This is a genomic window from Nisaea sp. (assembly GCF_017640745.1).
In the GTDB taxonomy this organism is placed as follows: domain Bacteria; phylum Pseudomonadota; class Alphaproteobacteria; order Thalassobaculales; family Thalassobaculaceae; genus Nisaea.
Genome location: NZ_JAEPQA010000045.1, coordinates 1 through 19,118, shown reverse-complemented (window position 1 = coordinate 19,118; position 19,118 = coordinate 1). Strand labels below are relative to the sequence as shown.

The following is a 19,118-nucleotide window of genomic DNA, read 5'->3' as shown; positions in this document are numbered from 1 at the left end:
ATACAGAACCAAATATCGGACCAGGAGGCACTACCCCTCCCCCGAACGCAAACATCCAACTCAAAACAACACGAACACCGTTCATCAAAACGTCCTTGGGACGTCGGAGGCCGGCTCTGCAAAGAGACGCGCCGACGATTGACCCCAAGGACCCAGGTTTTGCTCCGCAAAACCGAAAAACTTGTCTCTTGATGACCTGGTGGTCATGGCGAGGGGCCCGCACCCGATCCCATTCCGAACTCGGCCGTGAAAACCCTCTGCGCCAATGGTACTGCGTCTTAAGGCGTGGGAGAGTAGGGCGCCGCCAGGTCATCAAAAGACAAGATAAAACCAATACTTAACCTCTCACAATCATGCGAGCCCGTGAAACGCTTGTTTCGCGGGCTTTTTCGTTTTTCCGGGTCAAGGTTGCGGCACCCGTTTCCGGGCGGGAAATCGATTTGTCTGCCGCACCCAACTGTGCCATCTACGGGGGCCATGGGTCAGGGACAGATTGAAGTCAGAAAGCTTGCTTGATGTATAAAGTTCTCTATCTGCCGATCGAGGAGAGCGCGAGGGAACTGGAGGCCCGGCTCATTCTTGCCCACCGCGCGATCGAAGACGGATGGCAAGTCATCATCGGCAATCAGCTTCTTCTGACCACCCACATGGGCAGGTTTCCCGCCGGCGTCTATTTCGCAAAAGGCACCAACGCGATCCAGCGCAACAAGATCAAGCCGCTGAAGGAAGCCGGCTTCGGCGTGGCGGCCATCGAGGAGGAGAATGTCCCGCTTGCCGAGCCGTTGCTGATCCAGAATCTGATGGCGGGGGATTTTGCGAAACTGACGGATCTCTATTTTGCACACGGTCCTTTCGATGCGGATATCGTCACCCGTGCCAACCCGGCGATCGAGGGAAAGCTGGAGATCCTCGGGGTCGGCCGGTTCGATCTTCTGAAGCGAAACTTCCTCCATCAACGCCGCCAGAAAGCCGCGGAACTGCGCGGCAGATACGGCGATTTCGTACTCCTCAATACCAATTTCGGCTACGCCAACACGTTCGTCGGATCGCCGAAGGAGTTCTACGACAAGCTTCTCGTCGGCATGGGGATCGTGGATATCAGCAATCCCGACGAGATCGCGCTTTGGGAGAGGGCACTCGAGTTCGAGAGCCGGACGATGGAGGGGGTCAAGGAGCTGGTCCGCGGGCTGGCTCGGGAAATCCCGGTCGTGCTGCGTCCGCATACCTCCGAGCGGATCGAAACCTGGCAGGAACTCGAGGCGGAACGGGATTGGGGCGGTCGGCTTTCGGTCGTCCGCGAGGGGCCGATCGTCGACTGGCTTCTCGCCTCCCGCCTGGTCATACAGAACTCCTGCACGACGGGGCTTGAAGCGAAGGTCATGGGGGTTCCCGTGGCGTCCTTTACGCCGTTCGACAACGGCATGCTCTCCTGTTTCGTCGCCAACCGCGTGCTGCCGAGGATCGGGAGCGTGGCCGGGGTGATTGATGCTGCGCGCCGTGTCCTTGCCGGAGAGCAACTCGCAGATGTTCTGCCGGCCGACGATGCGGAACCGCTCACGAACTTTATCCGCGAGTCCGAGACGGAGCTTGTTTCGGATCGGCAGTGGCGGTCGATCCGGGAGAAATTCGATGCGGGGGCGCGGGCCTATTCCGAAGCGGAGCTCCCGCAAGAAAAGCTTGAGGTCAAGGGCCTCCACCCGCAGGCCAGAGTGAAGTTCGCCGTCTCCCTGGCCCAGTTCCGCGACGCGTACGTGATGATTGCCCGCGCCCTTGGCGGCGGATTTCCGGTGAAGGTCAGGGTCTTGGGAGACGGTCTCTTCGCTCTCACGCGCGGTGAATGAGGCGCACACGGGGGGGGGGACGCTTCGTGAAATCTAAGCTGGAGACTGGCGTATCTTACCGGTTGGGTCAGGGCTCCAGCCGGGTGCGCTGCCAGTTTCCGTCCGCGTCCTTCCACCAGACCCTCGGGTCGCGGAAAGTGTCGGCGATGCGGTCGAATTCCTCTTCGCTCATTCCCGCATAATCCAGCCAGCGATAGAGGTCGCGCGGGCGCACGGGATCATAGTGGTTGACGAGTTCGATTGCCTGTCCCCGGCTGAGCTTGCCCGAGCGGATGTCCTTGCAGCAATGGTCGGTGCAGCGTCCGTAGCCGAACTTGACGTACTTCAGATAGTCGTGGACGCCGTTCTCGTGCATGTCGTCAAGGTTCGACATGCGCCGATAGGTGCGGTCGAAGGGCTCCCGACTGACCTCGAAACCGTAATCTTCCACCATCTGCTGAGTGTGCTGGTTCGCGTCCCAGTCGACATAATTGCCGAGATAGATGCCGCGCAGGTCGAGATCGAACATCTCCTGATCCCGCGGATATTGCCAGGCGATCAGGTCCTTCGTCTCAAGCCCTTCGAGACCGAGGAAATAGTTCCAGTCATAACCGCGGCCGAAATGCTCCAGCCTGTAGCGGTAACTCATTTCCGGGAAATCGGTCATGGCGAACTGGCCGCAGAGGTCCATGTAGCCATGCTCGCCCCAGATCACCAGCGGGATGCCGAGTTGTACCGCGAGGCGGACCGGCACCGTATTGATGCCGACATGGGCATGCCAGTTCATGTCGCCCATGATCTTGAAGGCGAGCCGGTTCAGTTTCTTGAGCACATCGACCCGGGGCGAGTAAATGATGTGATCGACGTCGAAGACTTCCTTCATGCGCAACAGGTTGCGCCAGCCGACATCGGTATAGTTGTTGCCGTTATAGGTAATGAGCAGCGGATTGTAGCCGAGCACATTCTTGATGTAGTGGGTCTGGAACCAGCTGTCCTTGCCGCCGCTGACCGCGATCACGCAGTCCGGACGCATGCCGTCGCGGCTCTTGTAGCGCTCCAGGAGATCCTTCAGCAGCGCCTCGCGCCGGGTCCATTCCTCGGCTGGAATATCACTCCGTGCCGCTGCGGTCTTGCAGCCCATGCAGACGCCGTTCTCGTCGAACGCCATTGGGGTAGCGCTGAGCGAGGAATAGACGCATTTGGTGCACCAGGAAACGGTCCGGGTCGGGCGGTTCTGGCGTGCCGCCGGAAAATCTCCCGTTCGTGCGGCTTCGAGCCGGGCCTCGATGCGGGCAATCGCGTCGCCCCGCGCGTATTTCGGCTCGCGTGGGGACCAGACGCTTTCGAGCCTGCTCTCGCGCAACCGGATCCCCGCCTCCGTACAGTGCTTCTTCGCCATGCCGTAGCTGAGCTCGAAGAAATTGAAGATGTTCGCGGCCGCGGCTCCGCTGACGCCCGCTTCGAAGGCGAGCGGAAAGTCCTGGTAGCGGCCGGCGCCGCCGAGCGCGATGACGGGCACGTCGACCGCATTGACGATCCTGGAGACCAGTTCGATGTCGTAGCCTTCGGCACTGCCGTCGCGATGGATCGCCTGGATGACGATCTCGCCGGCCCCGAGGCCCGCCGCCTCGCGCGCCCAGTCAACCGGATCCCGGCCCGTCGCGGTGCGGCCCGCATCGGCGAAGACCTCGTAGCGGCCGTCCTCCAGACGTTTCGTGTCGATGGTGACGACGGTCGCCTGATTGCCGAATTCGCGCGCGGCTTCGGAAACCAGATCGGGTGAGGCAAGGGCGGCACTGTTGAGAGAAACCTTGTCCGCGCCGGCCTTAAGAATCCGGGAGATGTCCTCCAGACTGCGGACCCTGCCCCCGAAACTGAGCGGCATGAAGCAGATCTTTGCGATTTCCTGCAGCACGTCGAGCGCTGACGATCCTTGGTAGCGGACATGCAGGTCGTCGCGCCGGAGGTCGTGATAGTCCTCGGTGCTGATATCGATCAGGAAGAGCTCGTCGACATTCCAGCTGGAGAGGCGCGAAATGGTCTGGATCGGATTGCCGATCACCTGATGGGTCTCGAAGCGTTCGCTGCGGACGATAAGACCGTTCTTGAGCAGCACGCAGGGGATCAGTCGCGGATAGACCATACTCTCCGATGTCCTAAAGACGGCCCTTGCCGCGCAGCCAGTGGAGATGGGCCGAAAGAAGATCCAGTCCGGCATCCTGGCTCTTCTCCGGATGGAACTGCACCCCTGCGACATGGCCGCGCTGGATCGCGACTGTGATTTCTTCGTCACCAAAGCGCGTCCGGGCCGCGATGTCCGGGGAATCGTCGCAGTCGAAATGGTAGCTGTGGTCAAAATAGAAGCTCGAGACGGTCTGCTCCGGGAAGAGGTAGCTCTCCTTGGCCGGCACCGCGTCCGCCCAACCGACATGCGGTACCTTGTCGGCCCGGCTGACGGGGCGCAGCCGTTTTACCGTTCCCGGAACCAGTCCGAGACCGGCATGGATGCCGTGCTCCTCGCTGGCATCGCCGAGCAGCTGCATCCCGAGACAGATCCCTAGCAGCGGGACGCCGTCTCGTTGCACCAGATCGCGGAGCACTGGAGAAAAGCCGCGCTCGTCCAGTTTGCCCATGCTGGCGGCGAAGGCACCGACGCCGGGCAGAACGATCGCCTTGGCGTCGGCCAGTTGGGCCGGCTCCCTGACGGGTGTGGTCGAAATGCCAATGCGGTCGAAAGCGCGCAGCACGGAGCCCAGATTGCAATTTTCGAGATCGATGACGTGGAGCATCAGGCAACCGGAGTCGGGCGATGACGGGGCAGAGAGCGCGAAGCCCGCTTCGCACACCAAGCTAGTTTCCGGTCTAGCGCATGCCCGATGGCAACACCAGAGCCAATTTCGGCCGGTTCTCCAGGCGTATCCGCCGGCTCATGCCGCCAAAAATGGGATCAGACCACTTTCCGGACCCGGGTGAGGAAGTCGCCGACGACGGAGCGGAGGGATTCCGCTCTGCTGGACAGTTCGTTGGCGGCGCCGTTCACCTCATTCGCGGTCTGGCTCGTTTCCTCGGCCGATACGGTCACGGCGGTAATGTTCTCCGTGACCTCCGAGGTGCCGGCCGACGCCTGCTCGATGTTGCTTGCGATCTCACGGGTGGCAGCAGACTGTTCCTCGACCGCCGCGGAAACTGCGGCATTGGCCTCGTTGATGCTGTTCACCTGATTGGAGATGGCGCGGATACCGTCGATTGTGTGCCGGCTCGCCTCTTCGATATTGCGCACGAAACTGTTGATCTCCTCGGTCGCGCCGGAGGTCTGGTTTGCGAGGGCCTTGACCTCGTTCGCAACGACGGCAAAGCCTTTGCCGGCTTCTCCGGCCCGGGCCGCCTCGATGGTGGCGTTGAGCGCGAGGAGGTTGGTCTGTTCTGCGATCTCGCTGATGATCTTCAGGGCCCCGACGATGTTGCCGGTCGCCTGCTCCAGGCTGTCGACCCGCTCGGAGACCTGATCCGTCAGCGCGGCAGCCTCGTTGGCGAGCGAAGAGGCGTTCGAGACCTGCTCGCTGATTTCCGTGATCGAGGCCGACAGCTGTTCCGAAGCCGAAGCGACCGACTGCACGTTCACGGACGCTTCCTCTGCCGCGGCCGCGACAGAAGTCGCCCGCTCACTGGTGTCGGAAGCGATCGACCTCATGGAACCGGAGGTGGCCATGAGTTGCTCCGACGCAGCCGCCACCGTCTTCACGATCTCCTGAACCGTGGTCTCAAAGGCATGCGTTGCCCCGGAAAATTCATGCACACGCGTATCTATCGTATCGAGCGCATGGTTGACCTTGCGGGAAGCCGAGAGGAAATCCCCGTGCATGCCCGTCTCGATGATCTTCCGAAAATACTTGTTCTCGCTGACGTGAGTCATGCAGGCAGCAGACTCACGGACATAGGCATCGCAGCGGTCGACGAGGTCGTTGACCAGATGCAGCAGCTCAGCCGTTTCCGATGAGCCGGAAATCTGGGTGATGCGGAGGTTGAAATTGCCGCGCGCCATTTCTTGCAGGACTGGGATTGCGGCTTTGACGTCACGCGTTCTGGATGATCCGAACATCTATACCCCCAGTGCAAACATCAGTTCGTTAAAAGACATGCCCTTTGACGCAAGCAGATCGTGGACGTGCTTTTCTCCGGCAGCGAGCGCGTCTTTCGGACTGGCGCTACTGCTCTCGATCTTCATCAAGGTAGCGTATAGGGGATCGATGTGCTCGCGGATCACGGCGCGGTTCGGGGCACGGCGGTTGCTGTGGTAGCCGATGATCTCACCCGTCTCGCTCCAGCTTGGCGTGACATGGGCGAGAACCCAGTAATGGTCGCCGTTCCTGGACCGGTTATTGACGTAGGCAAAGATCTCGTTGCCGGCCTTGAGGGTATCCCAGAGCAGCTTGAACACCGTGCGCGGCATCTCCGGATGGCGGATGATATTGTGCTGCACCCCTATGCATTCAGACGGCCCGTAGCCCGCGAATTTGTAGAAGGTCCGGTTGCCATAGCGGATCTTGCCGGAAAGGTCTGTCTTGGTGACGATCAGGTCGTCTGGATCGAGCGTGCGCTCATTGCCGGTAAGAGAAAGGTCTTTTTTCCGCATGTCTCACCTATCGCGGTCGGAGGTGTAGATGTAGCCGGAACATCGCCGCGGCTTCAACCGCGGTGTCGCGAATTCTTAACCTAGATAATTAATAAAAATCAGATAGTTAATGGGAATTGATTTAATTTTTTCCCACTTTCTCGAGAATGTTCCGGCAACATTGGCCAGTATTGATTTCTCCTTAAATAGCGCGAATCCATAGGTAATTTCAATCCGGAGACCGCCCGGTCCCGGATATTGAGTGACAACCCATCCGTATGAAAGAAAAGGGCTTCGCCTCGTTTAAGGCGAAGCCTCCGGTGTTCAGGTCCATTCCTCCTCGGCGGCGACATTGCGTCCGGCAATCCGGCCGAAGCCGAGGCATTCGCCGATGTTTCCTGTACCTTGGTAGAGGTAGCTGTAGATCGAGCCGAGTTCGCCGGCGCTGTAGAGGCGGGGAATAGGTCTGCCATCAGGACGCAGGACCTCGGCGCGCTCGTTGCGCCGGGGACCGCCCTGGGTATTGATCATCGAGGGCGAGAGTTCGACCGCGTAGAACGGCGCCTCCGAGAGGCGGTTCAGCATCAGCTTGCGGCCGTGGTCGCTGTCGGCACCTTTGCCGACTTGCTCATTCCAGCGGTCGACCGTTTCCCGGAGCGCCGCGGGATCGACGCCGATGATTGCAGCGAGATCCTCCAGCGTGTCGGCGCGCTTGATCCAGCCCCGGGCGAGTTCGGCACTGTTGTCGTCGCTCCAGTCGTAGCGGTCCATCATCGCCGTCCAGCCCCGGTTCGGCTCCTTGTTGTAGAGCGGTCCGGCCTGCATCAGCGGGTGGTCGAAGATCATGTACATCGGGCAGGGCACCTGCAGCGCCCGCCAGGTCCCGTTCGCCGGAACCTTGCCGTGGCGGGTCTTGAATTTCTCGTCGCCGAAGCGCCGTCCGTCGGGTCCGACGACGATCATGCCGCCGGGAAATTCCTTGGAGAAATGCAGCGGCTGCATGGAGAGGGTCGCCGGGAATTCCGGGACCTTCAGCGCCATCGAGGGACCGGCGAAATTGTTCATGTGCCAGAGGTCCGCGCCGACCGCCTGCGCCATCGGGATGCCGTCGCCCTCGTTATAGGGTGAGCCGGAGGGATAGCAGTAGGGAACGCCGGTCAGGTAGGTCCGGATCAGCGCCTGATTGTTCTCGAAGCCGCCGCAGGTCAGCACGACGCCGCGCCGGGCCTTCAGCAGGAAGAAGCGGCCGTCCTTCTCCGCGCGGACGCCGAGGATTTCCTTCGTCTCCGGATGCTGGATCAGCTCGCGGGCCGGGCTCTCGTAATGCACGGCGATGTCGCGCTCGAGGACGAAGCTCTCGAAGCGGTCCCAGGTGAGGCCGTAGCCGAGCTTCGGCCCGTCGTGGAACTTATGAGAGCTGAAGGCGCCGGGAAGCTCCGGAAACTCGATGCCTGCCGGCGGATGCTGGTGTTCCTGCGGGTCGCCGCCGAGGGAGGCGAGCCACTCGTTGTTGAGGCACATCTCGTGCGCCCAGGTCGTGATCATCTCTTCCGGCACCGGATAGGGGCCGCAGAGCGCGCGGAGATAGGTCGCGGCTTCTTCGGCAGAGGAGGAGTTCAGATATCCCTGGGCGGCAACGCGGGTGTTGCCGCCATGCCGGCCCTTGGGCGCCTTCTCGAGGATCGTGACCTTGGCGCCGAGATCGTAGGCCGTCACCGCCGTCGCGACGCCCGCGCCGCCGAAACCGATGACGACGACGTCCGTTTCCTCGTCCCACTTCTGAGGGATCATGCCGGGTTTCCTTCCGATGTTTTCTTTTTGTCTGGTGTCCAAAGGATGGCGTCAGCCGAGCGGCCAGGGAAGCCGCACGAACTCCTGCAGCAGGCCGGGCGGGAAATCCCGGTTGAGGGCGTGCGCCATGACGCAGAGAAGTCCGATGCCGGCACCGGTATAGAGGAGGATCATGTACCAGCGCAGGCGGGCGCGCACGGCGAAGAAGGCCAGCATGAAGATGCCGAGCGCCAGGATGAAGCCGAGCAGCGACGAGAGCAGGAGCAGGGCGCCGAACCAGGCAAGCGTGCTCCAGAGCCCGTGTGGGGCATGCGCATCCTCTCCGGATTGCTCCTTGTCGGCGAACAGGCCGTGGCCCTCCGGCGCGCGCATCATCTGGATCAGCAGAAGGAGGCAGCAAGCCAGGGTGACCGATGAAATCGTCAACGGGAAGATCTTGTCGCTGACGAGATCGATCCGCAGCGCGTCCACCCAGGCGACGGCGAGATAGGCGGTGACCGCGAGCAGGAAGACGAGGGGCGCCCGCTTGGTTCCCGTGCCGACCTCGCCTTCGGGGAGGAACTGTTTCGCCTGGCGGAGCCCGACGATCACGGAGACGACGGTCAACGCGAGAATGACCAGCACGATCGGCGAGGCGATGTAGCTGAAGCCCGTCTCCAGCCCGAGCTGGAACTTCGCGCCGGCGACCTGGTGCGCCATGTTGGTGAAATTCTCGGTCTGGCGCGAGAGCACGAAGCCGATCAGGAAGGCCGGACGGGACCATTCGAAACGGCGCAGGAAGATGCCGAGCAGGCCGACCGCGAAGAGCGAGACAAGGTCGCCGAGATCCTGCCGCGACTGGAAGGCGGCGAAGGCGATCATCATGAAGAGGAACGGGGCGAGCAGCGTGAAACGGATCGTCGTCAGCCGCGCGATCGGCCCGGAGAGCATGATGCAGAGCCCGGCGCCGACGACATTGGCGATCGCGAGCGACCACATGATCGTATAGGTGATGTCGAGATCGTACTGGATCAGCTGCGGACCGGCATCGTAGCCGAGCAGGCCGAGGCCGCCGAGAAAGACCGCCATCGAGCCGCTGCCCGGAATGCCGAAGATCAGGGTGGGGACGAGGCCGCCGCCCTCCTTGGCGTTGTTCGAGGATTCGGGGCCGATCACGCCGCGGATGTCGCCGCGCCCGAAGCCGGATTTGTCCTTCGTGGACTGCACCGTGTGCCCGTAGGCGATCCAGTCGACAACCGCGCCGCCGAGTCCCGGGATCACGCCGACGATCACGCCGATGACCGAGCAGCGGACGGAAAGCCACTTGTTCCGCCACCAGTCGCGCACGCCCGTGGCCCAGCCGGCGCCGAGGCCGCCGTCGGAGGAGATCGGGCGGTCGTGCCGGAGCAGGCCGACGATCTCCGGGATGGCGAAGATGCCGAGACCGACGATCACCAGGCTGAGCCCGTCGATCAGATAGGGCACGTCGTAGGTCGACATGCGCAGGCTGCCGCCCGCGCCGGCCTCGCCAATGGTGCCGACCATGAGGCCGAGCCCGGCTGCGGCGACGCCCTTGAGCGGCACCCGGCCGGCGAGGATCGCCACGACGGACAGCCCGAGCACCGTGATCATCAGCATTTCCGGCAGCCCGAAGGCGAGCACGATCGGGCGGGCGATCAGGATGAAGACGGTGAGCACGGCTGCGCCGAGCAATCCGCCGAACAGCGAGGAGGCGAAGGCCGCCGAAAGCGCCCGCGCGGCCTCGCCTTTCTTGGCGAGAGGGAAACCATCGAGGACAGTCGCTTGACTCGCCGAGGATCCCGGAATGCCCATCAGCACGCTGGCGAAGGTGTCCGAGGTCGGAATGACAGCGATCAGGCCGACCATCAGGGCGAGGCCGGAGACCGGATCCATCCCGAAGAGGAAGGGGAGGACCATGGACAGGCCGGCGATGCCGCCAAGGCCCGGGAACACGCCGACGGACAGACCGAGGATCACCCCGAGGAAGAGGTAGCCGAGCTGCTCGGGATGCAGAATCAGGGAAAAGGCCTCGCCCAGGGCGGGCAGTGCCGTCGCAATCAGGTCCATCGGTCGGTCCGTGAGGTTTTGAAATGGACGACGCCTCCGAGCCTAGCAGGCCCGGGGGCGTATCCGAACAGCGGTTACTGGAGTTTGACGCCGTAGCGTTCGGTCAGCCAGTTCTTCACGAAGCTCTTGGCCTTCGCCGGCACCTGGGTTCCGAGCTTCAGGGTCGCCACGGCCTGTTTGCCGGTGAGCTGCGGATAGATCCCGAGCTCGGCGGCGGCCAGCTCCTTGAAGTCCGGACGGGCAAGGATCGCCTCGAACGCCTTCTGATAGGTGTCCATGGCCTCCTGCGGCGCACCCTGCGGCAGGAACACCATCTTCTGCGCCGGGAAACCGGCGATGTAGAAGGCCTTCCAGGCATCCCAGGCGTCTCCCGAGGTCTGGCAGGCGGCGGTCGCCTCGCAGACTTCCTTGAAGGTCGGCATGTCCGGGAAGGTCGGGTCGCGCACGATGTCGCCATTGGCGTCGAGCACACCCCAGCTCATCATCGGCACGGCCTTCCCGCCTTCGACCAGCGGCACCACTGCCTTCAGGTACGCCGGCGAGGTCTGGTAGTCGATATTGGCCTCGCCGCGCTCGAACATCAGGCGGCCGTCGCCGCGGCCCTTGATGCCAAACACCGGCTCGACCTTCATACCGAGCATTTCCCAGGCGAGCAGCGGCACCAGATCGAGCCGGGTTGCGCCTTGGGAGCCCCAGATGAAATTGATGTCGCCGAGATCGTCCGCGTCGCCGTCGAACTTTTTGGCAATCTCCGGCGGCAGATAGACGACGCCGCCGACACCCGAGGCGAGCACGACGTTCCAGTCGTTGTACTCGTAGCGCACCCGCGGGTCGTCGAGCATGTAGGGGAACTGCGTCGAGCCGGAGGAGCCGAAGATCAGCAGGCCGTCCTCGTATTTCTGCTTCTGGAACCAGTTCGCGCCCTTGGTCGAGCCGGCGCCGGGCATGTATTTCACCGCAACGGTCGGCTTGCCCGGAAGCGCTTCGCTCAGAAGCGGCGCATAGAAGTTGGCCCATTTCGCGGAGCCGCCGGACTCGGCGAATGGAATGACGAAATCGACAGTCTTGCCGGTGAAATCGAGCTCGGCGGTCGCCGGGCTCGCAGCGCCGAAAGCGCAAATGCCGATGGCCGCCGCGCCTGCCGCAAGGCTGCGCACGCGTGAAATCAGTCTCATGGTCAGAACCTCCCTGTCGTCCTGTATAGAATTTTTGAAGTGAGAAACCGTCGCTGCTCCCTGCTTCTTCGGCAGATTCGGCCCCTGACGGTCAGTGTGCGACGTACTTGAGGGGAGTTTTCCTTGATGCAGGTCAGTCTTCAAATTCAATGCCCATGCAGGCGCATAAGTTTTATGCATTGAACGGTGGTTTTCCGGGGTGCCGGGCGAAGCCGATTTTCGCTAACCGGTCGCACCGCGTGGCGGCGTGCCATAGGTCCGGCGAAAGGATCTGGTGAAGGCACTCGGGTCGCTGTAGCCGCAGCGCAGCGCGATTTCCGCCACGGACAGATCGCCTTCCCGCACCAGACGCAGGCCTTCCGCCATGCGGAGTTGCCGGTAGACTGTCCGCGGCACGGCGCCGAACGCGCGCTGGAACCGCGTCTCGAGATCGCGCTGTCGGCAGCCGGCGGCGCGGGCGATCTCGGCGATCGTGAGGGGTGCTTCGATGTTGCCCCGCATGAGCGTGAGAGCCCGCTGCACGCGCCGGTCTCCGGCCGCGCCTGCCGCCATGGCGCGGATATTGTCCTCCCCCTGCATGAACAGACCCGAGATCTCCAGCGAGACCACGCTGCCGTGGGTTGCCGCGATCAGATGCTGCATCAGCTCGAACGCCGTGGTCGCCCCGCCGGCGCTCATCCGGTTGCGGTCGATCAGCCAGCGCTCACGGCGGGCAGAGACCTCGGGAAAGCGTTCCGAAAAGCGCTCGAATTCGTCGAAATGGATGGTTGCTGCATAGCCGTTGAGCAAGCCAGCCTCGGCCAGCAGCCAGCTCCCAGTATCCAGCCCGATCAGGGTCTCGTAACGCCGTGCGGCGGATCTGAGCGCGTCGAGGCAGGCAGGCGTGCCCAGCGTGCGATAGCCGTAGCTCGGCAGAACGAACAGCGCGGCACCGCCGGGCTCCTCCGCGAGCCGTCCGTCCGGCAGCAGCCGGATCCCGCTCGAGGAGGTGACCGGCGTTCCGTCGAGACTGACCAGGCGCCAGCGATAGGCCGGGCGTCCAAGATAGTCGTTCGCCGCCCGCATCGGCTCGACCGTGTTCGCGAGGCAGTAGTTGGAGAAGCGGTCGAACAGCAGGACGGCGACTTCCTGCGTGCCGTCCTGCGGATTGATCCAAATCGGCATGAAGAGGAGCTAAATCTGCACGATGTGCGCTGTCAACGCATCTTAGGCTTGTAGCGATCAATCGCATGCGCTCGGGAGACTGGAATGCCGCTTGAAATGAATCGTGAGGTCTTCGTGACCTGTGCCGTCACCGGGTCCGGCGGCACGCAGGACCGCAGCCCGCATGTGCCGCGGAGCCCGCAGCAGATCGCCGAGAGCGCCATCGCCGCCGCGAAGGCCGGAGCTGCCGTGGTCCATTGCCATGTGCGCAATCCGGAGAGCGGCGCGCCGTCGCGCGATCTGAATTACTACCGGGAGGTCACTGACCGGATCCGCGACGCCGAGGTCGATGTGGTGCTGAACCTGACCTCCGGCATGGGCGGCGATCTGGTGTTCGGCAACCCGTCGAAGCCGCTGCCGCTGGTCGAGGGCACGGACATGGTCTCCGCCGAAGAGCGGGTCGCCCATATCGCCGAGTGCCTGCCGGAGATCTGCACGCTCGATTGCGGCACCATGAACTTCGCCGAAAAAGACTACGTCATGACCAACACGCCGGGCATGCTCGACGCGATGGGCTCGATGATGACCGAGCTCGGCGTAAAGCCGGAGATCGAGGCCTTCGATACCGGCCATCTCTGGCTCGCGAAGAAGCTGGTCGAGGACGGCGTGCTGACCTCGCCGGCGCTGGTGCAGCTCTGCATGGGGGTTCCCTGGGGCGCGCCGGACGATCTCAATACCTTCATGGCGATGGTGAACAACGTGCCGTACGACTGGACCTGGTCGGCCTTCTCGCTCGGCCGCAACCAGATGCCCTATGTCGCGGCCTCGGTGCTGGCGGGCGGCAACGTCCGCGTCGGGCTGGAGGATAATCTCTGGCTCGCCAAGGGGCAGCTCGCGACCAACGCGCAACTGGTCGAGAAGGCGGTTACCATCATCGAGAATCTGGGGGCGTCCGTGATTGGTCCGCAGGCCGTTCGCGATAAGCTCGGCCTTGTGAAGCGTGCGCCGAAATGAGCGCCGCAACCAAGACTGCCGCCATTATCGGCGGCGGCGTCATCGGCGGCGCCTGGGCGGCGCGCTTCCTGCTGAACGGCTGGGACGTCCGTCTGTTCGATCCGGACCCCGAAGCCGGGCGCAAGATGTCGGAAGTGCTCGGCAACGCCCGTCACGCGCTGCCGATGCTCTACGAGACGGCACTGCCGCCGGAAGGCATGCTGACCCATGTGAAGACCGTCGCCGAGGCGGTCGCGGGCGCCGACTATATCCAGGAGAGCGTGCCGGAGCGCCTCGACCTGAAGCACAGGGTGCTCGCCGAGATCGAGGCGGCTGCGGCACCCGACACGCCGATCGGCTCCTCCACCTCCGGCTTCAAGCCGTCGGAGCTGCGCGAGGGGGCGCAGCATCCGGGGCGGATCTTCGTCGCCCATCCCTTCAACCCGGTCTACCTGCTGCCGCTGATCGAGCTGGTGCCGGGCGATGCCGGTGACATGGCCATCGTCGAGAAGGCCGAGGCGCTGCTGCGTTCGGTCGGGCTTTTCCCGCTCCGTGTCCGGGCCGAGATCGATGCCCATATCGCCGACCGGTTTCTGGAAGCCGTCTGGCGCGAGGCGCTCTGGCTGGTCAAGGACGGGATCGCGACGACCGAGGAGATCGACAACGCGATCCGCTACGGCTTCGGCCTCCGCTGGGCGCAGATGGGCCTCTTCGAGACCTATCGCATCGCCGGCGGCGAGGCCGGCATGGCGCACTTCATCGCCCAGTTCGGTCCGTGCCTCCAATGGCCCTGGACCAAGCTGATGGATGTGCCGGAACTGACCGACGATCTCGTCAAGAAGATCGCCGACCAGTCCGACGCCCAGTCGGGCGCGCTCTCGATCCGCGAGCTGGAGCGGCTGCGCGACAACAACCTCGTCGCCATGATGCGCGCCCTGAAGCAGCAGGGCGCGGCGGCCGGCAAGCTGATCGCCGAACACGAGACCGGCCTGCCGAAACCGGCGCAGGCGGGCGACCTCGTCCGCACCGTGGAGCGCATCGTTCCGGTCGACTGGACCGACTATAACGGCCACATGAACGAGAGCCGCTACGGCCAGGTCTTTTCCGACGCGGCGGACGCGATGATGAAGCTGGTAGGCGCCGACGAGGCCTATATCGAGAGCGGCAAGAGCTACTTCACCGTCGATGCCCGCATACGTTACCTGAACGAAACTTTGGCGGGCCAGCGCATCCATGTCGACAGCCAGGTGCTGGAAGGCAAGGGCAAGAAGTACCGCGTCTTTCACCGCATGAAGAACGAGGCAGGCGAGGAACTGGCGACCGGCGAGCAGCTGATGATCCATGTGGACCTGACGACTCGCCGCTCTTCCGTGCCGGACGCTGCTGTGCTGGCGAAGGTAGAGGCGCTGGCGGTCTCACATTCGGCACTCCCGCAGCCAGACAAGTCGGAGCTCCTCTGATGCATTTCGGGCTCAGCGAAGAACAGGAGATGATCGTCTCGACGGTCCGCGAGTTCGTCGAGACCGAGATCTATCCGCACGAGGCCGAGGTCGAGCGCACCGGCGAGGTGCGCCCGGAACTGGCCGAGGCGATCAAGCAGAAATGCCTCGATATCGGCTTCTACGCCTCCAACTTTCCGGAAGAGGTCGGCGGCGGCGGGCTCAGCCATCTCGATTTCGCTCTGGTCGAGCGCGAGCTCGGCCGCGGCTCGATGGCGCTGACGCATTTCTTCGGCCGGCCGCAGAACATTCTGATGGCCTGCAAGGGCGAGCAGATCGAGCGCTACCTGACCCCGGCGGTGAAGGGCGAGCGGATGGACGCCCTTGCCATGACAGAGCCTGGCGCAGGCTCCGACGTGCGGGGCATGACCTGCTCGGCGAAGCGCGACGGCGGCGACTGGGTGCTGAACGGCACCAAGCATTTCATTTCCGGCGCCGACCATGCGGATTTCGTCATCGTCTTCGTCGCGACCGGCGAGGAGGAGACGGAACGCGGGCCGAAAAAGAAGATCACAACCTTCCTGGTCGACCGCGGCACGCCCGGCTTCACCATCCGCGACGGCTACAGGTCCGTGAGCCATCGCGGCTACAAGAACATGATCCTCGATTTCGACGACTGCCGCCTGCCGGACGCGCAGGTGCTGGGCGAGGTCGACGGAGGCTTCGCGGTGATGAACGAATGGCTCTACGCCACGCGTATCACCGTCGCCACCATGGCCGTCGGGCGGGCCCGGCGCTGTTTCGACATGGGGCTTTCCTATGCCGCCGAGCGCAAGCAGTTCGGCCAGCAGATCGGCAAGTTCCAGGGCATCAGTTTCCAGCTTGCCGACATGATCACCGAGATCGACGCCGCCGACTGGCTGACCCTCTCGGCCGCCTGGCGGCTCGACCAGGGGCTGCCGGCGAACCGGGAGATCGCCAGCGCAAAGGTTTACGCCTCCGAAATGCTGGCGCGGGTCACCGATGCCACGCTGCAGATCTATGGCGGCATGGGCCTGATGGACGATTTCCCGATCGAGCGCTTCTGGCGCGACGCGCGCGTTGAGCGGATCTGGGACGGCACGTCGGAAATCCAGCGTCACATCATCAGCCGGGAACTGCTCCGGCCGCTCGGCGCCTGAGCGCATGCGGTCCGGGCTCGAACGCCTGTTCCGGCCGAAGAGTATCGCGGTCATCGGCGGTGGCTCCTGGTGCGCCAATGTGGTGGCGGAATGCACGAAGATCGGCTTCGCGGGCGAGGTCTGGCCGGTGCATCCCACCAGGCCTGAGATCGCGGGTCATACTGCCTATGCCTCCATCGAGGATCTGCCGGGCGCGCCGGACGCCACCTTCATCGGCATCAATCGCCACGCCACCATCGAGGCGGTGCGGGCGCTCGCGGCGCGCGGTGCCGGCGGGGCGGTCTGTTTCGCGAGCGGTTTCAGCGAGGCGCTGGCGGAGACCGGGGACGGCGCCGACCTGCAGGCGGAGCTGATCGCGGCGGCGGGCGAGATGGCGGTGCTGGGGCCGAACTGCTACGGCCTCCTCAACTATCTCGACGGCGTGGCGCTCTGGCCCGACCTGCACGGCGGAGCCAGGGTAGAGCGTGGGGGCGCCATCGTCGCCCAGTCCTCCAACATCGCCATCAATCTCACCATGCAGCGTCGCGGGTTGCCGATCGCCTATATGGCGACGGTCGGCAACCAGGCGCAGACCAGCCTCGCCGAGATCGCGGAAGCCTTGCTCGCGGACGAACGCGTGACCGCGCTCGGCTTCTACATCGAGGGGATCGGCGATCTTGCGTCGTTCGCCAGAATGGCCGGCAGGGCGGCCGAACTCGGCAAGCCGCTCGTCGCGCTCAAGGTCGGGCGCTCCGAGCAGGCGCGGACGGGGGCCGTCTCGCATACGGCGTCGCTCTCGGGAGGGGACGCCGGTGCCTCGGCGCTGCTCGCCCGTCTCGGGATCGCCGAGGTGCGCAGCCTTTCGGCGCTGCTGGAAACGCTGAAGCTGCTGCATGTCGCGGGACCGCTCGCCTCGAACCGGATCGCCTCCATGTCCTGCTCGGGCGGCGAGGCGGGGATGATGGCGGATACTGCGCTGGATTTCGATCTCCGCTTCCCGCCGCTGTCGGACACACAGAAGATCGAATTGCGGGAAGAGCTTGGCCCGAAGGTCGCGCTCGCCAATCCGCTCGACTATCACACCTATATCTGGGGCGACCGGGAGGCGACGGCGCGCACCTTTTCCGCGATGATGCGCGGCGACGCGGATTTCGGCCTGGCGGTGCTCGACTTCCCGCGTGCGGATCTCGGCAGCATCGCCGACTGGGAGAAGGTGATCGACGCCGTCGCGGCGACCTCTGAGGCGACCGGCAAGCCGATGGGTATTCTGGCCTCGCTGCCGGAGAACCTGCCGGAACAGACGGCCCGGGCCATCATGGCGCGAGGCGTGGTGCCGCTGGTCGGCATGGAGGATGCGATGGCCGCGGTCGAGGCGGCGACCTTCGTCGGCAGGGTGAGCGGTGCCGGTTTACCTCTCCTGCTTCCCGAAGCACCGAAGGCAACACGGGTCCTGAACGAGGCGGAGGCCAAACGGGTTCTTGCCGCGTCAGGCGTGCCTGTGCCGGGCTCCCTTGAGGTATCCCGCGACGGTCTCGTGGTTGCGGGCACTCGTATCGGCTATCCACTTGTCTTGAAAGGCCTTGGCCTCGCGCACAAGAGCGAGGCGGGCGCCGTGGCGCTCGGGATCGAAGACGAAGCGGCGCTATTGGCTGCGGCCGTTCGGATGGAGACTGAGAATTTCCTTGTCGAGCCGATGATCGGCGGTGCCGTCGCCGAGCTGCTCGTCGGCGTCACGCTCGATCCGGCGCACGGCTACCTTCTGACGCTCGCCGCCGGCGGTACGAAGACGGAGATCCTTGGCGACAGCACTACGCTGCTGCTGCCCGTGACGGCGGAGGAGATCGACGCGGCGCTCTCGCGGCTCCGCATGGCGCCGCTGCTGGACGGCTATCGCGGTGCGCCTGCGGCGGACCGCCCGGCGATTGTCGCCGCGGTGCTGGCGGTGCAGGATTTCGTCGTCGCGCATCACGGGCGGGTGGAAGAAGTCGAGGTCAACCCGCTGCTCTGCCTCAAGGAGGGGGCGGTGGCGGTGGATGCCCTGATCAGGATGGGAGAGAGAGATGAGTGAAGGCCCGATCAAGACGAAGCGCGACGGCCATGTCCTCGAAGTGACGCTGGACCGGCCGAAGGCGAACGCGATCGATCTCGCGACGAGCCGGATCATGGGTGACACCTTCGCGGCCTTCCGCGACGATCCGGAACTCCGGGTCTGCATCGTCACCGGCGCCGGGCCGAAATTTTTCTGCCCCGGCTGGGACCTGAAGGCGGCGGCCGGCGGCGACGCGGTCGACGGGGATTACGGCGTCGGTGGGTTCGGCGGGCTGCAGGAACTGCGCGGCCTCAACAAGCCGGTGATCGCGGCGGTGAACGGGATCTGCTGCGGCGGCGGGCTGGAGCTCGCTCTCTCCGCCGACATCATCCTCGCCGCCGATCACGCGACCTTCGCGCTGCCGGAGATCCGGTCCGGTACCGTGGCCGACGCGGCGACGGTGAAGCTGCCGAAGCGCATTCCCTATCACATCGCCATGGAAATGTTGTTCACCGGGCGCTGGATTGAGGTCGAGGAGGCCGCGCGCTGGGGGCTGGTGAACCATGTCTATCCGGGCGCATCGCTGATGGAAGAGGCGCGTGCGCTCGCCAAGCATCTCGCCTCAGGCCCGCCATTGGTCTTTTCCGCCATCAAGGAGATCGTCCGCGAGGCCGAGGACATGACCTTCCAGGACGCGATGAACCGGATCACCAAGCGCCAGTTCGAGACCGTCGACCGGCTCTATTCGTCGGAAGACAATCGGGAAGGCTACACCGCTTTCGCCGAAGGAAGGGATCCGGTGTGGAAGGGGCGCTGATTGAATAATTGGCAAGGATATGATCCGCCAACTGTCGCGTAGACAAAAACCGTAGAAAATTTGTTTTTTGAG

At 64.0% G+C, this 19,118-nt stretch carries 14 protein-coding genes and 1 rRNA gene; 7 read left to right on the top strand and 8 right to left on the bottom strand.

From position 1 onward, the window contains the following. The first annotated feature begins 195 nt into the window (after window positions 1-195). Both rrf and JJ959_RS20280 read left to right on the top strand, forming a co-directional pair. Window positions 196-310, top strand: a 5S ribosomal RNA gene (rrf, locus tag JJ959_RS20285). Between the two features lie 205 nt (window positions 311-515). Continuing rightward, the gene (locus tag JJ959_RS20280) at window positions 516-1,841 is read left to right on the top strand and encodes a surface carbohydrate biosynthesis protein (RefSeq protein ID WP_292888003.1); all 1,326 of its coding nucleotides are present in this window, start codon (window positions 516-518) and stop codon (window positions 1,839-1,841) included. Window positions 1,842-1,908: 67 nt separating this feature from the next. Here the strand turns inward: JJ959_RS20280 and JJ959_RS20275 are convergent, their stop codons facing one another. From JJ959_RS20275 to JJ959_RS20240, 8 genes are all read right to left on the bottom strand, one after another. After that, window positions 1,909-3,963, bottom strand: a complete 2,055-nt coding sequence (locus tag JJ959_RS20275; protein WP_292888000.1) for an N-acetyl sugar amidotransferase — start codon at window positions 3,961-3,963, stop codon at window positions 1,909-1,911. A gap of 13 nt (window positions 3,964-3,976) precedes the next feature. After that, on the bottom strand, window positions 3,977-4,609 hold the full coding sequence (hisH, locus tag JJ959_RS20270; RefSeq protein WP_292887997.1) for an imidazole glycerol phosphate synthase subunit HisH: 633 nt from the start codon (window positions 4,607-4,609) through the stop codon (window positions 3,977-3,979). A gap of 158 nt (window positions 4,610-4,767) precedes the next feature. Beyond that, complete coding sequence (locus tag JJ959_RS20265; protein ID WP_292887994.1) at window positions 4,768-5,919, bottom strand: methyl-accepting chemotaxis protein; 1,152 nt, start codon at window positions 5,917-5,919, stop codon at window positions 4,768-4,770. Beyond that, complete coding sequence (locus tag JJ959_RS20260; protein WP_292887991.1) at window positions 5,920-6,453, bottom strand: PAS domain-containing protein; 534 nt, start codon at window positions 6,451-6,453, stop codon at window positions 5,920-5,922. It lies immediately after the preceding gene. A gap of 303 nt (window positions 6,454-6,756) precedes the next feature. Next, complete coding sequence (locus tag JJ959_RS20255) at window positions 6,757-8,223, bottom strand: FAD-binding protein (protein WP_292887988.1); 1,467 nt, start codon at window positions 8,221-8,223, stop codon at window positions 6,757-6,759. Window positions 8,224-8,274: 51 nt separating this feature from the next. Further along, the gene (locus tag JJ959_RS20250) at window positions 8,275-10,290 is read right to left on the bottom strand and encodes a tripartite tricarboxylate transporter permease (RefSeq protein ID WP_292887985.1); all 2,016 of its coding nucleotides are present in this window, start codon (window positions 10,288-10,290) and stop codon (window positions 8,275-8,277) included. Between the two features lie 74 nt (window positions 10,291-10,364). Next, window positions 10,365-11,465 (bottom strand): tricarboxylate transporter, encoded by a 1,101-nt coding sequence (locus JJ959_RS20245; RefSeq protein ID WP_292887982.1) that lies wholly within the window; start codon window positions 11,463-11,465, stop codon window positions 10,365-10,367. 222 nt (window positions 11,466-11,687) lie between these two features. Beyond that, complete coding sequence (locus JJ959_RS20240; RefSeq protein ID WP_292887979.1) at window positions 11,688-12,629, bottom strand: helix-turn-helix domain-containing protein; 942 nt, start codon at window positions 12,627-12,629, stop codon at window positions 11,688-11,690. Between the two features lie 84 nt (window positions 12,630-12,713). Here JJ959_RS20240 and JJ959_RS20235 point away from each other — a divergent pair, with 84 nt between their 5' ends. From JJ959_RS20235 to JJ959_RS20215, 5 genes are read left to right on the top strand one after another with little or no spacing between them, the layout of a single operon-like run. After that, window positions 12,714-13,622, top strand: coding sequence for a 3-keto-5-aminohexanoate cleavage protein (locus JJ959_RS20235; protein ID WP_292887977.1), 909 nt, complete (start codon window positions 12,714-12,716; stop codon window positions 13,620-13,622). After that, on the top strand, window positions 13,619-15,061 hold the full coding sequence (locus JJ959_RS20230) for a carnitine 3-dehydrogenase (protein WP_292887974.1): 1,443 nt from the start codon (window positions 13,619-13,621) through the stop codon (window positions 15,059-15,061). Before JJ959_RS20235 ends, JJ959_RS20230 begins: the two co-directional genes overlap by 4 nt. Next, entirely contained in the window at window positions 15,061-16,221 is a 1,161-nt protein-coding gene (locus JJ959_RS20225) for an acyl-CoA dehydrogenase family protein (protein WP_292887971.1), read from the top strand. The genes JJ959_RS20230 and JJ959_RS20225 overlap by 1 nt, the downstream gene beginning before the upstream one ends. 4 nt (window positions 16,222-16,225) lie before the next feature. Next, the gene (locus JJ959_RS20220; protein ID WP_292887968.1) at window positions 16,226-18,268 is read left to right on the top strand and encodes an acetate--CoA ligase family protein; all 2,043 of its coding nucleotides are present in this window, start codon (window positions 16,226-16,228) and stop codon (window positions 18,266-18,268) included. After that, a complete protein-coding gene (locus JJ959_RS20215; RefSeq protein ID WP_292887965.1) occupies window positions 18,261-19,046 on the top strand; it encodes a carnitinyl-CoA dehydratase in 786 nt (261 codons plus the stop codon). Before JJ959_RS20220 ends, JJ959_RS20215 begins: the two co-directional genes overlap by 8 nt. Window positions 19,047-19,118 lie beyond the last annotated feature (72 nt).

Coding starts and splice junctions, on each gene's coding strand:
- JJ959_RS20245 (WP_292887982.1), bottom strand. CDS start 11,465: ATGAGACTGATTTCACGCGTGCGCAGCCTTGCGGCAGGCGCGGCGGCC.
- JJ959_RS20265 (WP_292887994.1), bottom strand. CDS start 5,919: ATGTTCGGATCATCCAGAACGCGTGACGTCAAAGCCGCAATCCCAGTC.
- JJ959_RS20235 (WP_292887977.1), top strand. CDS start 12,714: ATGCCGCTTGAAATGAATCGTGAGGTCTTCGTGACCTGTGCCGTCACC.
- JJ959_RS20240 (WP_292887979.1), bottom strand. CDS start 12,629: ATGCCGATTTGGATCAATCCGCAGGACGGCACGCAGGAAGTCGCCGTC.
- JJ959_RS20250 (WP_292887985.1), bottom strand. CDS start 10,290: ATGGACCTGATTGCGACGGCACTGCCCGCCCTGGGCGAGGCCTTTTCC.
- JJ959_RS20220 (WP_292887968.1), top strand. CDS start 16,226: ATGCGGTCCGGGCTCGAACGCCTGTTCCGGCCGAAGAGTATCGCGGTC.
- JJ959_RS20275 (WP_292888000.1), bottom strand. CDS start 3,963: ATGGTCTATCCGCGACTGATCCCCTGCGTGCTGCTCAAGAACGGTCTT.
- JJ959_RS20255 (WP_292887988.1), bottom strand. CDS start 8,223: ATGATCCCTCAGAAGTGGGACGAGGAAACGGACGTCGTCGTCATCGGT.
- hisH (WP_292887997.1), bottom strand. CDS start 4,609: ATGCTCCACGTCATCGATCTCGAAAATTGCAATCTGGGCTCCGTGCTG.
- JJ959_RS20215 (WP_292887965.1), top strand. CDS start 18,261: ATGAGTGAAGGCCCGATCAAGACGAAGCGCGACGGCCATGTCCTCGAA.
- JJ959_RS20260 (WP_292887991.1), bottom strand. CDS start 6,453: ATGCGGAAAAAAGACCTTTCTCTTACCGGCAATGAGCGCACGCTCGAT.
- JJ959_RS20225 (WP_292887971.1), top strand. CDS start 15,061: ATGCATTTCGGGCTCAGCGAAGAACAGGAGATGATCGTCTCGACGGTC.
- JJ959_RS20230 (WP_292887974.1), top strand. CDS start 13,619: ATGAGCGCCGCAACCAAGACTGCCGCCATTATCGGCGGCGGCGTCATC.
- JJ959_RS20280 (WP_292888003.1), top strand. CDS start 516: ATGTATAAAGTTCTCTATCTGCCGATCGAGGAGAGCGCGAGGGAACTG.